Here is a 13,971-nt window from a genome sequence, read left to right as displayed (position 1 = left end):
TGTTGAGGAGGGAGCAAAATAAAATCCCCTCCTGACCGGTTTTGGCGTAACGACTAATACCGGCGGTACTCACCCTCGGATATGCAGCCACTAGAGGGCATTACAGTCGTGGATGCCACACAGGCTCTAGTCGGACCGCTTGCCACGCAAACGCTGGGCGACCTCGGTGCGGAGGTAATCAAAATCGAACACCCCGCCAACGGCGATCTCACGCGTGCCTACACCCCACGGTACAACGGCCTCTCCGCGTACTTCGTCAGTCTCAACCGCAACAAGCGAAGCCTCACGCTCGATTTGACCAGCGAAGACGGACAAGACATCCTCCATGACCTCCTCGAGGAGGCGGACGTCTTCATGCAGAACTTCAGCCCGGGCGACGCCGAGAAATTCGCCGCTGACTACGACACTGTCGCCGAACTGAACGATGAAATCGTCTACTGCGACGTGTCGGGATATGGCGAGGACAGTCCCTACAGTGGCCAGAAAGCGTTCGACATCGTACTTCAGGGCCGCTCGGGCATTATGAGCGTCACCGGTACTGAGAACCAGCCCGCTCGCGTCGGTATCTCCGTCGCCGACATCTCTGGGGCGATGACCTCGCTGTACGCCATCCTCACCGCGATTTACCACCGCGAGCGGACGGGCGAGGGCGAACACATCGAGTTGGCGATGCTCGATTCGAGTTTCCAGTTCCTGTTTTACCACGTTACGAACTTCCTCGCTTCGGGGGAAAACCCCCAGCGGATGGGAACTCGACACCCGAACCTGATGCCGTATCAAGCCTTCGAGACGGCTGACGGGTTCCTCGTCGTCGGCGTAATCAGCGAGGGCCACTGGGAGCCGTTCTGTCGGGCTATCGACCGCGAGGAGTGGATCGACCGTGAGGAGTACGCCACGTTCACCGACCGTGTCTCCAACAGGGCCGACCTCGACGCCAAGCTCGACGAGCTCTTTGCTGAGCGGTCCACCGACGAGTGGATGGAGTGTCTCAACGCCGAAGGCGTGCCCTCAACCCCGTTGAACACCGTTGAAGACATCGTGAACGACCCACACATCGAACAGAACGATATGCTCGCAGAGATGGAACACCCCGACCTCGGCACGTTCCGCTCCCCGAACAACCCCGTGAAATTCGAGAACCTCGAGACCGACACGAGTCAGGCCCCGCCAAGGCTGGGCGAACACACCGAGGAGGTGCTCTCGGAACTCGGCTATAACGACGAGGAAATCGATCGGTTCGTGAGCGACGGTGTCGTCTGAGAATGGCCGGTACTCCGCTGGTGCTCGCAGTTGGTGCAGTCCCGGGTGAAGTCGTCGCGCTGTTGGCAGCACTGCTCTCGTCGTTCGGATACGTTGCTGCTCGACAGGGGCTCTCTGACGCTAGCCCCGAGGCGCTCGTTGCAGTGACCGCGGCCGTGAGCGTCGCTGTCCTCGTCCCGTATGCGGTGGCGACCGGACAGACCCGATTGACGCCGTCGATGGCCGGCGTGTTCTTTTTGAGTGGTCTGTTAGGCACGGGGCTGGGTCGATTTCTCCTCTCGAACGCTATCGACCTCGTCGGTGCGGGCATCGCTCATGCGGTCAAGAGCGCGAGTCCGGTCGTCGCCGTCGTCTTCGCCGTCGCCTTTTTGGGCGAAACCCTAACGACACCGCTCGCTATCGGCATCGTACTGGTGGTTGCTGGTCTCATTGTCCTCACCCGCTCCAGTAAGGAGGCCAACGAGTCAGTCGACCCCCGGACCGCAGTGCTCGTCTCGGTGGTCATCGTCGTCTGGTTCGGCGCAACGCCGGTCATCCGCAAGTTCGGTCTCTCGGAACTCGGCGCGCCACTCGTACCTGCGCTGGCACTGAATTTCGCGGTCGGGCTCGCCGTCGGGGTCGCCATCTCGCTGTACAGAGATGCCGGTCAGCTCCGAGCGGTACTTTCCGGGGACAGCCGATGGTATTTGCTCGCGACTGGCCTGTGCTGGACAGCCTCAATCAGCACGTATTTCCTCGCGCTCTCGCTGGCTGACGCCGTCGTGGTGGTCCCGATTTTCAACTCCAGTCCCCTGTTCACTGTCGCGCTCGGTCTCCTTCTCTTCGAGGGAACGGAGTCACCGACGCGGGCGACGATTGCCGGTGCGGTCGTCACCGTCTGTGGGGTCGTTCTGATTACCGTCGGATGAACCACCTCTGGGCCAAGCCCCGAGACGCTCGGTCCGCTCCGCGTGGAGGGGAAATATCAGACGCTTCTAGTATTCACCCTCCAAAACACGCGCTGTAGTCGTCGGCGTGTTGGCGCCGGGGAATTTAATCCACGACGGTCCGATAGTTGAGACATGCTCTCGCTAACCGACGAGCAACGGATGGTACTGGAGACGTTGCAGGACCTCGCAAAGTCGGAATTCGCGGACGACGCCTTCAGTTGGCAAGGGGAAACTCCGTGGGACAATATTGAATTGCTCGCTGACCGCGGCTTCTTGGGCATCAACATCGCCGAGGAATACGGCGGCGGCGGAATGGACGAACTCGCTGCTATGCTCACCATCGAGGCCGTCGGTGAAGTCTGCCCGGACACGGCACAGTATCTCTACGAGCAGCAGATGGTCGCTCCCCGCGCCATCGAAATGTTCGGCTCCGAAGCGGTCAAGGAGCGCTACCTACCACAGGTTACCGCCGGTGAGACGTGTATCGCCATCGCCATCTCCGAACCGGAAGCGGGCTCGGACGTGGCTTCGATGGACACCGAGGTGACCGAGACCGACGGCGGCGACATGGTTTTGAACGGCGAAAAAATCTGGGTCAGTAGCGTAGAGGACGCCGATGCGGCCGTCGTCTGGACGAAATTCCCGGAGGGACTCGGAACGGTGTTGGTTCCACTGGATGACCCTGGCATCGAGATTGCTCAGCATTTCACCAATATGGCCGGGTACACCCAGACGCAGTTCTACATGGAGGACGTGCCCGTTCCCGAAGAGTACGTCCTCACCCGCGGCCCGGATGGGTTCAAGAACCAGCTGAAGGCGCTTAATTGGGAACGGCTCGGGAGCGCAACGGTCGCGAACGCGATGGGACGGTGTGCGCTCTCGAAGGCGCTGGAGTACGCTGAGGACCGTGAACAGTTCGACCAACCGATTGCCGAGTTCCAGGGCATGCAGTGGAAGTTCGCGGATATGATGAAGCAACTGGAGGCATCGCGCGCACTCACCTACCGTGCGGCGACGACGGCCATCGAACGCGGTCGCATTCCGGCGCGCATGGAAACCAGCATCGCCAAACTCTACTCGGCGGAGATGGTCGAGTCCGTCGTTAGCGAGGCACTCCAGGTCCACGGCGCCAACGGCTACCAGCAAGGACATCCCCTGGAGTATCTTTACCGGCTGCAACGCGGTCGTCGCATCGCCGCAGGCACCGACGAGGTCCAAAAGAACCAGATTGCCGCCGTGCTCAGAGAGGACGGCCTCCCGCCGCTCGCCTGACGAACGGGAAGTTCGTTATTAAGAAACAGAATCTTCAAATTGTTTCTTATACGGAAGTCTTTATGAGACTCCAGTACTTCCGACTTCTTCATGTCGGACAACACCCACCCGGGCGGCGCGCACTCGGCGGCACCCACCAGTTCCGGGAGCAGAATCAAGAGCCTTGAAACAGCGTTCACCATCATCGATGCGCTCAAGCGACGTGACGGGGCTCGAATCACCGACATCGTCGACGACACCGGGCTCTCGAAGAGCACCGTTCATAAGCATCTCGCCACGCTTCGTGAGCACGGATACGTGGTGAAAAATAGTGGGTCGTACGAACTCGGATTCCGGTTCTTGGACATCGGAGGCTACGTTCGCGCACAGTTCCACAACGCGACGTTCATCAAAGGGAAGCTACAGGACTTGGCGGCTGAAACGGGGGAAATCTCGCAGTGCATGACTGAACAGCAGGGCCAGGCAATCGTTCTCTATCGTGAAACGGGCGTCAACGGCCTCCCGACACGGACCCGGCCGGGAAAACGGATGTACCTCCACCAGACTGCCTCGGGGAAGGCGATTCTCTCACAGTTACCCGAAGAGCGCGTAGACGAGATCGTCGACCAGCACGGGCTGCCGGCAGCCACTGACGCGACGATTACTGAACGCGATGAACTGCGGACCGAACTCGAGGAGATACGAGAGCGTGGAGTGGCGTACAATTACGGCGAGAGCACGCGGGGGCTCTGTGCAGTCGCGGCACCAGTTACAACCCCGGACGGCCGTGTTCACTGTACCTGCACCATTTCTGGGCCGAGACACCGAATGGAAGCCGAGAAGATGACCGACGACTACGTCGATCTTTTGTTGAGCGTTACTAACGAAATCGAACTGGAAATCGCGCACGGATAGGCGTTCGCTATTATGAAACGGCGGTCGAATCACCGTCTTTCTCTACACCATGCGGTCTCAGTCGGTCCCGTTACCCGACTGACCCGCTCCGGCCCACGCCGGTGGTCGTACAGCCGTCCTCCCGACACGTGTTACTTCCAGTTCTCGGCTGACTTCGACCTGCCGGTCCGTGCCGGCAATAGTGGCGGAGTACGATACTCGGTAGCGCTCGACGAATCCACGGGGATTGACGACCAGGCTGAGCGTGGCGTTCCGTGGGTCCACGAAGTAGCCAAGCCCCGGTATCCGGTCCGCTCGGGATAGTTCACCGGTGCGGACTAGATACGAACCATTTGGAAGCCGCTCTCGCGTCCCGGCTTTGGTATCGAACGCACTCACCATCCCCTCGATGGTCCGGTGCTCTGTCGGGTCAGTAAGTAGTCCTTGGCCCGGATTCTCGACCTCTTCGTATCGCTGTCCGGCGCTCCGGGGGTACCGAATCAACTCCGTTGACCCGTTGTACCAGTAGCCCTCGATACCGGCGTAGTTCGACGGCGCGAACTTTTCCGTCCGTTCGGTGCGAGTGATTCCGTAAGCCCGTGCCTCCGCCCCAACCTGACGACGACGGGTCGTGACACGGCGGGGGTCCCCATCGATGACGAGCCGCTCCGAGAGTGTGAGCGTGTAGTTCGTCCGCATCAGAGCTTGTCGGTGGAGCTCGGCAAGCCGACCGGCGTCGACGCCCTCTGCCGAGAAGGCTTCACTTGCTTGGTCCGGCACGACGGCGGGGGTTACGGTGGGTGTGTCAGAGGAGCGCTCGTCTACTCCAACCAATCCCTGACAGCCGGCGAGCAGCAAACATATGACAAGTAGCCACACCGCTCCGTACCGTCCAGCAGATGTACTCGCCACGGGCGGTTACCTTCTCTCGTCTCGGTTCGGCCAGTGTCGTGCTGGCATGATGGTGGATTCGTTCGAATCGTAGTCCAGAGCCATGGACGATTTCATTGGGTATCACACGTCCGCTGTCCACCTAAGTGGTTCGCTAGTCGCGGTCCGACTCGGAGTCGCTCTCCAAGGAGTGGAAAGACACCGACGTTCATTTTTCCGGGACGACGATCGTTTCACGGAGGCGCCCGAGACCAGTAAGTACCGGGTACGTCCACTGTTCGTCGCCATAGAGGTATTCGCAGAGCTGGTGGCCGTTGGTGAAACCGGACGTTCGAGTGCGTCTAATCATTGCCTGCCGGTTGCATGCGACTTCGTCGATACGTGTGAGGAACGTCTTGGCGTACCAGTAGGGGATATGAGCGCCGTCCAGTTCTTCAACGAAGTCCCGAATCTGTTCTTGTGCCGTCTCCAGTGACTGCTCCTCCGCGTCGAGTCGCTCAAGCATCGCGGTCCGTTGTTGGATACTGTTTTTCGCAGCGGTGACGACGAGTCCTCGTGTCCGTTCGGTGAACGATGTCTCCGTGGTCGGATGGACTACGGCGGCGAGTTCTGAGCCAAACTCCGCCTCAACGTCCGCAAGCAGCGTGTTGTTGTAGACGTCGTCGTAGTGACCCACGCTCATGACCGTCTGCTGGTAGGCATCACGTACCTTTGGGAGTTTCCGGCTTTTCGCACCGTCGATTCCGTCAGCGTGTCTCCACTGTGGCGGCTCACATTCGATCTCCTCGACTCGGTCAAGGAACGTTTCGAAGGCTCGCAGTTCGGCTTTGACCTGCTCTCGCTCATGCGAGATGATTCGGAGTGCGGTAGGGAACGGCGAGAGGACGTAACCTCGAAGCGACTCGAAGTACTGGGTGGACGAGTCGTACTCAGCGGTCGACGCCATCGGTGTGGTAGTTGTACACAATCACATATAAATATTTATTTACCCATACTACTGTCACGTCCTTTATTCGTTTCAACCGAACTCGAACGCGAGTCGAGTCGAATACGAACTTCGGAACTGCCGTCCGGTCCGTCTAGATGGACAAATTTCGAGTCCGTTGATCGTCGTTTCCTATCGTTCCATCGTGTAGCGGCCTGTTCGATAAGACGGAACTGGCTGAGATGGCTCGATTGAATCCCCAGGTAAACGAGCTTGATATAAATAGTTGAACGGGGTTCCGCCCCAGAACATCACACCGTCTCGAGTCGAGTGAATCGAACCAAGGGGCAGACTCCAGCGACCGGAATCATCGAGGGAAAGTCTAAACCACCTAGCTGATTGGGCTAATTGTCAGTATGTCAAGCCCAGCGCAACTCGAGCCGGTATCAAGCGGAAGGAATTCGTAATCATTACTCTGCCCACCTTCTATAACAAGCTTAATTTTGTTATATTTGGTGGAAAGTGCTCGATCTTCGAGGGCTTATTTCCTCCAACTGTTCTCGGAGTGAGAACGCACACCGGTTGGAGCGTATGCAAACGCTACCAGATACTAAACGCAACGGGAGCACAAAATTACGAAACCGGCTCTGGAGTAGCTTCCACAACGTTTAACGCTTAGCTACATAAGCGATAGACGCTAGTTTACACATGAGATATACATTCTAAGAATATTGTAGACTGGCAACTGGCTACCGGAGTCGACGAACCAACTGCGACGAGGTGTACGGCCGAGACTACCAACAGTAGAACCACACCAGGGTTATTTTGTACGAACGTCAGCCCAAAACGGCGTGGTCACGTGATACAGTGTCGCGTTATCCGCCCGAGCAGGGCGGAGTCTATGACAGGAGTCGCCGGGCTACGGAGTCGGCAGGTGGCGCCGCTTTACGGCGTCGGCGGTAATGGCAGATTGCCAGAGCGGTCGGTCGATTCACCGAGCGTCGTCACACACCACAGGTACTCGTTCCTTCGACAGGGTCCCACGTGAGAGTCCCCTCTCGCCATCATAGGATTCACGACTCCAATCGACGAATCCCTCAAGACGCAACCACGGATCGGTGTACTCCCCTTTTCGACTATTCGCGAACGCATGACAGCGGCGACCCGCATCTAACCGTTGGTTGAACTCCAAACGAGACCATATCACGAGTATGGAATAGAAAGGGGAAAAGCCATCTTAGAGACGCTAATACGCACGAATCCGTTGGCTACGAATCGTGCAAAATCTGGATGGGCCCTGCCGGGGGCCATCCAGAACGTTCGGGACGCTCAGCCAGCCGAATATCGGCCTAACAGTCCACAACGTGCCGGGTCAGAATCGTCGTTGTTGTCGGTAGCTTCGCACTCAGACCAATGACAGACGAACTGGAACCACTATCACCGGCAGAAGCTCGGCAAATGTATCTCGACGAACGACGCCACGAACTCGCGGATGCGACCATCCAGGCGCATGGGTATCGACTGAAGCAGTTCGTTGCGTGGTGTGATACCGAAGACATCGACAACATCAACGAGCTATCCGGGCGTGATATTCATCGCTTCCGGGTCAAACGCCGAACCGACGATAATCTGGCTACAGCGACAATGAAAGGCCAGATGGCGACGATGCGCGTGTTCCTCAGATTCTGTGCCAGTATCGATGCGGTCAAAGGTGGCCTCGATGAGAAAATCATCCTCCCGACGACCACCGAAGCCGATGCTCGTGAAGAGTTGTTGGAAGCCGATAGAGCCCGCGACATATTCGAATTCCTCGACCAGTACAGATACGCCCAGTTGGAGCATGCGCTACTCGCAGTACTCTGGCACACTGGGCTGCGGATCGGAGCCGCAGTTGGCGTTGACATCGAGGATTACGATCCAGACGAACAGTACCTCGCGATGGTCCATCGCCCCGAGCAGGGAACGGCACTCAAGAACGCCTCAAAGAGTGAGCGACTGGTCGCACTGAGCGATAGCGTCTGCCGGATACTCGATGATTGGCTTGAGCACAATCATCCCGGTATCGTGGATGACTGCGGTCGGAATCCGCTGTTTGCTACGTCCAGAAGTCGACTAAGCAGGAACCGCGGTAGGACGATCGCGTATCAGTATACTCGGCCGTGTATCTACGCAAAAGAGTGTCCTCACAGCCGGGAAATCGACGACTGTGATGCATATCGAACCGAAAAGGCACACTCCTGCCCGTCAGCGCTGAGTCCGCACCCGGTTCGGCGCGGTGCAATCACCCACCACTTGCAGTCGAATACACCAGAGAAAGTAGTCAGCGACCGGATGGACGTTGGACTGGGCGTGTTGGAACGGCATTACGACCAGCGCACAGAACAAGAGAAGGTTCAGCAAAGGCGACGGTACCTTCCTGATGAATAGCTTTCATTCGGTGCATATTGTTTTGCACGAGGTAGAAGATCAGTTTGTACCATATCTGTTTCCTTGAATCGAAGTTGTGTCTGCGCTTCCCGTTGGCTTCAGTGATTAGTTACCCTGTGCTTCATTGTCGTCACCTCGGATATTCGTCGATGGGGGCGCCCACACGATCCCGAAGTTCGAGCACTCTAATTTTACGTTTTTGTCACCTAACATCGTGTGAAATCCGGAGTGTCGTGCCCGCAGTCGCACGAAAATTTGATTTCCATCATAGTAAAAAATTTACATAAAGATAAAAGCTGTTTCTTTCGAAGTGATAGGAACTAATGCATTTGCAGAATCCCAGCCGCCGTTTCAAAATTAAATTTATAACTGACACATAACCAAATTCACTTGGCTACATATGCGTTTTACGTTGTGAGAATAGGAATTAAGCACCTTTGAACAAGGTATTTTGACTACGTGCTCCAAAATATGACCACAGACAGTTGCACGTGAATGATCAGGGTGACGAATCAGTCCCGACCAGAACTATATTTAAAATAAGTGATGAAATAGTGTTAAGTCCTATCGTGTTAATATCTGTCACATAGGTTCGCGACAGGTTGCAGACCCAGCGGTAGCCTACAGTAACACCATGACCACCGAATGTGAGATACTCGATCGGGCAGCAAAGCGTGTCACGGAGGAAAAGCAGAGCCTACAGCAAGAGCGTAGGGCATTCGAAACGTTCCGCGAGTCGGTCAGCCAGGCCCAGACAGCCACCGGCAACGGTGGAACAAGGACCGGATGTCTCCTCGAAGCATACAAAAAGACGGTTATGTCGACGCCAGACTTCGAGGCGACCTACGATGAACTGGTTTCTGAAAGCCTTGAAGCCGAATTCACGCCGTCGCTGGCCGATGCGCTCCAGGAGGACGAACCGGTGACACAGCAGTTCAAGCGGAATTTGCTGGTTGCGACGACCGAGGCTATCGAATCGCGTACCCGATTTATACAGGCACTGGAGACCGAACACGAGTCGGTGCGAACGGTCCAGAAGGCAGTCATCGATATTGAGGATATGCTTCAGGAACTGCCGGCCTGTACGTTGGGATGCCTCCAGTTCGAGAGGTTCGTGGACATCTGGGAGACCTACGAAGAGGCTGTCGAGCGATGTGACCAACGTTCCGAACAGCGACAACACCACATCGCCGAGCGGCAAACCATTGACGAGCACGCGAACGTCGGGGCACACGCTCTCAATGCCTACCTCTACAGCGACCTCAAGACCCAATTTCCAGCGTTGCATGCCCTCGCCAAAACACGATATCGCATCGAACAATGTCGTGGCGAGGCGACCGGACCGGCCAGTCACGCACTGGACGGCAACTGCGACAGCGGCGTTGGAGCATCATTGAACTGAAAGGTCAAGACTCCAGTCGACAGTTGTGTCTCGAGGGAACTAAATCCGGATGGAAGCGCTGAAGGCGAACGGTGTAGAGACAGGTTCTAACGACGTCTTAGGCAGACGTATAGAATTTAGAATATTTTTGCCCTACGAAGAGAACACTGGCGTAGTCTATCCAAACGCTAGATGGTCAGTACCAGAATCAAAGTCGGGGAGCACCTTCCTCTTTCAAGAATTTCGCGATTTCATTTTTGAGAATTTCATCGGTACCCCCACCGATGCGGAACCCTCTTGCGAATCGATAGAGGTACTCGAGATCATGGCCTTGCATGTAACCATTGGCACCGTGAATCTGTAGCGCCTCGTCAACGACAGTTCCCGCAGTCTGTGCTGCGTACAAGCTCGCCATCAGTGTCTCCATTGGGTCGGGAACTCGCCCTTGGTCAACAGCGTTCTTCCCCGTCTGGAACAAGAGCTGGCGGGAGGCCTGCAACTCGGTGACCATATCGGCGAGTTTGAATTCGATACCCTGGAAATCTCCAATAGGTTGACCGAATTGTTTTCGGTCCTGAGAGTAGTCAAGCGCTTTATCGAGCGCACACAACGCGGTTGCGTTCGCGATAGTGGTTCCCGCAAGACGCTCCCAATTCAACGCTTTCATCTGGAGTTTGAATCCCTCACCCCGGGTCAAAACGTTCTCTTCCGGGATGATGACATCGTTCATGCGAATCTGGGATTGAACTTCTCCTGCCATGTTTGTGAAGTCGCTAACGAACTCAACACCGTCTGCGTCAAGATTCAAAATAAGGGTCCCCATCCCTTCAGGGAACATCGCCCATATGATAGTAGCGACACACTCTGGTGCCGAACTCATCCAAATTTTTTCGCCGTTCAGCACCAATTCACCATCTCGTTCCTCAACCGCCGTTGTCATTGCCTTCAAATCGGACCCCGCTTCTGGCTCAGACATCCCGACAGCGATTCGGTCTTCGGCCTCCATAATCGATGGGAGATATCGTTCTTTGACAGCTTCGCTACCGAACTCTTGAATAGCACGCGGAGAAATGAGATGCTGGTCACCATAGTGCCAAGCGGTCAACGGGCACTCACGCCCGATTATTTCCGTCGCGAGTATGGCCTCAAACTCCGTCATCCCCGCGCCACCGTATTCTTCGTCAAAGTTGATACCATAAAACCCGTGGTCTGCGAGAATTTGCAGGTTCTCCCATGGCATTTCACCGTTCCAGTCAGATGCGGTCTTCTCGAACTCCTCCTGAACAATATTTCGCAATGACGATACTATCATCCGTTGCTCGTCGTTTAGGTCAAGCATACAATAACCTTTGAAAAGAATCTACATTAACTCTTCCCCCGCACTAATGGCTGCGTTCAAGCGTAATTCTAGAGTAAAAGCACCTGGAAACGCGACAAATCGTGTTTGCCAAAATCACGGAGACTAGTTTCTGCAATGCTCCATATAGTATGCCACCATCTTGTTGATATTCTCCACGTCATTTCACAACCACTCTTGGATTCGGTAGCCAAGAGTACCACATCGATTCAAGAGAGGTTTCGCGTCTATCGTTCCGGGGCGTTCTCTCGGACGAAATCGATGGTGTCCTGCATCGACGAACCGGGACCGAAGATTTCGGAGACTCCCAGCTCATAGAGTTCCTCTCGGTCGTCGTCGGGGACGATACCGCCGACCAACACGAGGGTGTCCTCGAATGCGTCGTACTCTTTCAGCCCATCGATGATTTTCGGGACGAGGGTGTCGTGGGCCCCCGACAGAATCGAGATACCGAGCACGTCAACGTCCTCCTGAACTGCCGCCTGGACGATTTGGTCTGGCGCTTGGTGGAGCCCCGAGTAGATGACTTCGAATCCAGCGTCGCGGAAGGCCCGAGCAATGACGTGGGCGCCGCGATCGTGGCCGTCGAGTCCCACCTTCGCCACAAGACACCGAATCGTCCGCTGACCATCCGTGTGTTCGGCGCTCATGCTAGACTCGCCGTCTCTTGATAAGCGCCGTGATGATCCTCGAACACTTCCATGATTTCACCCATCGTCACGTACGCTTTCACCGCGTCGATGATGTAGGGCATCACGTTCTCGCCGTTGTCAATGGCTTCCGACAGCTCTTCAAGCATCTCTTCGACGGCCGCGTCGTCGCGTTCATCTTTGACCGCCTTAAGCCGCTCAAGTTGCCGGTTACGGGTTTCAGGGTCGATTTTCAGGATGTCCGGATCGGCCTCTTCGTCGATGGTGTACTCGTTGACGCCAACGACGACCTCCTCGCCCGAATCAACACGTTTCTGGTATTCATAAGAGGCATCCTGGATTTCGCGGTGGAAGTACCCCTGTGGTATGCCGTTTAGAACACCGTCTCGGACAGATCCGTCACCCATCTCTTTGATCTCCTCGATGTAGGCCATTATTTCGGCCTCCATCTCGTTAGTGAGTTTTTCGATAGTAAAACTGCCGCCCATCGGGTCGACGATGTCGGCAGCGCCGGACTCATCTGCGATAATCTGCTGGGTCCGCAGCGCCACCCGAACGGCCTCCTCGCTCGGCAGTGCGAGTGCCTCGTCGTAGCTGTTAGTGTGCAACGATTGGGAACCGCCCATGACTGCTGCTAGGGCTTGAATCGTAACTCGGACGATATTGTTCAGCGGCTGTTGGGCTGTCAGCGATTGACCCGCCGTCTGGGTGTGGAACTTCAGACGTTTCGACTCGTCGGCCTCGGCGCCGTACCATTCTTCCATCACGCGAGAGTAAATGCGTCGTGCGGCGCGGAACTTCGCGACTTCCTCGAAGATGGAGTTATGTGAGTTGAAGAAGAAGGACAGTAGCGGCGCGAACTCGTCGATTTCGAGGCCGCGGTCGAGACAGTCCTCGACGTAGGCGAAGCCGTCCGCCAGCGTGAACGCTGCCTCCTGTACAGCGGTCGATCCCGCCTCGCGGATGTGATACCCTGACACCGAGATCGGGTGGAACTTCGGCGTCTCCTCAACGGCGAACTCGACGGTGTCGGTGACGACATCCAACGAGGGTTCAGGTGGGATGACCCACTCCTTCTGTGCGATGAACTCCTTGAGCATGTCGTTTTGAAGGGTTCCGCGGACCTCCTCACGGGGAACACCCTGCTGGTCGGCCAACGCGATGTACATCGCATAGATAACGGCAGCGCTGGGGTTGATGGTGAAACTCGTCGAAATTTTGCTGATGTCGATGCCGTCGAAGAGAATTTCCATGTCTCGGAGGGTATCGACAGCGACGCCCTCCTTTCCAACCTCGCCCTCGCTCATGGGGTGGTCGGAGTCGATACCCATCAGACTCGGCATGTCGAAAGCCGTCGACAGTCCCGTCTGGCCTTCATTAATTAGGTAGTGGAACCGTTCGTTGGTCTCTTCGGCCGTGCCGAACCCCGCAAACTGCCGCATCGTCCACGTCCGACCGCGGTACATCGTCGGGTACGGACCACGCGTGTACGGTGGTTCCCCGGGATAGCCGAGGTCCTCGTCGTAGTCGATGTTGGACACATCCTCCGGCGTGTACAGCCGGTCGACCTCGTGGTTCGAAACCGTTGCGAATCGCTCCTTGCGCTCGCCTTTCTCTAGAAACGGCTCCAGCGTCTCGGATTCCCACTCCTGACGAGACTCACGGATCGAGTCAAGGTCTTTTTGGTCAAACATATCACAGAGATTGTTATCATATGGCAAAATACTTGCCATTGATGCAGATACTCGTGATGACACCAGCAGACAGCGTGATCTATTGAGGCCAGGTATAACAGATTGGCAACCATATTCGACCGATGTACTCACACGAGATGAATTTGAGCATAGCCGTGAAATTTATCATGGATTGGATTTGAATATCCGACTCGGAGGGTAACAAAACTCAGTAATCATGGTTGCAATTATTGAACCAGTTGGAAAGGTAGAGCGCTCCGTTCCGGTAAGCGCTACCCGCTGTACAAGTGCGGATAGCCGGGACCTGCAAGA

The 13,971-nt window shown here is 56.2% G+C and carries 11 protein-coding genes; 6 read left to right on the top strand and 5 right to left on the bottom strand.

All coding sequences use genetic code 11. The features are described from left to right. Window positions 1-81: 81 nt before the first annotated feature. From GJ631_RS02980 to GJ631_RS02965, 4 genes are all read left to right on the top strand, one after another. Window positions 82-1,260 (top strand): CaiB/BaiF CoA-transferase family protein, encoded by a 1,179-nt coding sequence (locus tag GJ631_RS02980; protein WP_156707718.1) that lies wholly within the window; start codon window positions 82-84, stop codon window positions 1,258-1,260. A gap of 2 nt (window positions 1,261-1,262) precedes the next feature. Continuing rightward, window positions 1,263-2,168, top strand: coding sequence for an EamA family transporter (locus tag GJ631_RS02975; RefSeq protein ID WP_156707717.1), 906 nt, complete (start codon window positions 1,263-1,265; stop codon window positions 2,166-2,168). A gap of 153 nt (window positions 2,169-2,321) precedes the next feature. Further along, complete coding sequence (locus tag GJ631_RS02970; protein WP_156707716.1) at window positions 2,322-3,461, top strand: acyl-CoA dehydrogenase family protein; 1,140 nt, start codon at window positions 2,322-2,324, stop codon at window positions 3,459-3,461. A gap of 90 nt (window positions 3,462-3,551) precedes the next feature. After that, the gene (locus tag GJ631_RS02965; RefSeq protein WP_156707715.1) at window positions 3,552-4,355 is read left to right on the top strand and encodes an IclR family transcriptional regulator; all 804 of its coding nucleotides are present in this window, start codon (window positions 3,552-3,554) and stop codon (window positions 4,353-4,355) included. A gap of 57 nt (window positions 4,356-4,412) precedes the next feature. Here GJ631_RS02965 and GJ631_RS02960 read toward each other — a convergent pair whose 3' ends face one another. Both GJ631_RS02960 and GJ631_RS02955 read right to left on the bottom strand, forming a co-directional pair. Continuing rightward, window positions 4,413-5,033, bottom strand: a complete 621-nt coding sequence (locus GJ631_RS02960; RefSeq protein WP_156707714.1) for a hypothetical protein — start codon at window positions 5,031-5,033, stop codon at window positions 4,413-4,415. A gap of 400 nt (window positions 5,034-5,433) precedes the next feature. Further along, entirely contained in the window at window positions 5,434-6,171 is a 738-nt protein-coding gene (locus GJ631_RS02955; RefSeq protein ID WP_156707713.1) for a hypothetical protein, read from the bottom strand. Between the two features lie 1,392 nt (window positions 6,172-7,563). Here GJ631_RS02955 and GJ631_RS02950 point away from each other — a divergent pair. Beyond that, a complete protein-coding gene (locus tag GJ631_RS02950) occupies window positions 7,564-8,577 on the top strand; it encodes a tyrosine-type recombinase/integrase (RefSeq protein WP_156707712.1) in 1,014 nt (337 codons plus the stop codon). 634 nt (window positions 8,578-9,211) lie between these two features. Next, entirely contained in the window at window positions 9,212-9,979 is a 768-nt protein-coding gene (locus GJ631_RS02945) for a hypothetical protein (protein ID WP_197424771.1), read from the top strand. 187 nt (window positions 9,980-10,166) lie between these two features. On the opposite strand, the gene GJ631_RS02940 is transcribed toward GJ631_RS02945, so the two are convergent. The 3 genes from GJ631_RS02940 to GJ631_RS02930 form a co-directional block, all read right to left on the bottom strand. Further along, the gene (locus GJ631_RS02940; protein WP_156707710.1) at window positions 10,167-11,297 is read right to left on the bottom strand and encodes an acyl-CoA dehydrogenase family protein; all 1,131 of its coding nucleotides are present in this window, start codon (window positions 11,295-11,297) and stop codon (window positions 10,167-10,169) included. Window positions 11,298-11,542: 245 nt separating this feature from the next. Further along, complete coding sequence (locus tag GJ631_RS02935) at window positions 11,543-11,965, bottom strand: cobalamin B12-binding domain-containing protein (protein ID WP_156707709.1); 423 nt, start codon at window positions 11,963-11,965, stop codon at window positions 11,543-11,545. Beyond that, window positions 11,962-13,659 carry a methylmalonyl-CoA mutase family protein gene (locus GJ631_RS02930; RefSeq protein ID WP_156707708.1) on the bottom strand — a complete coding sequence of 566 codons (1,698 nt, stop codon included), beginning with the start codon at window positions 13,657-13,659 and terminating at the stop codon, window positions 11,962-11,964. Before GJ631_RS02930 ends, GJ631_RS02935 begins: the two co-directional genes overlap by 4 nt. Window positions 13,660-13,971: the final 312 nt, after the last annotated feature.

It is taken from the genome of Natronomonas sp. CBA1123 (assembly GCF_009741925.1).
In the GTDB taxonomy this organism is placed as follows: domain Archaea; phylum Halobacteriota; class Halobacteria; order Halobacteriales; family Haloarculaceae; genus Natronomonas.
The sequence above is the reverse complement of the archived record's forward strand: the minus strand, read 5'-3'. Positions and strand labels throughout refer to the sequence as shown.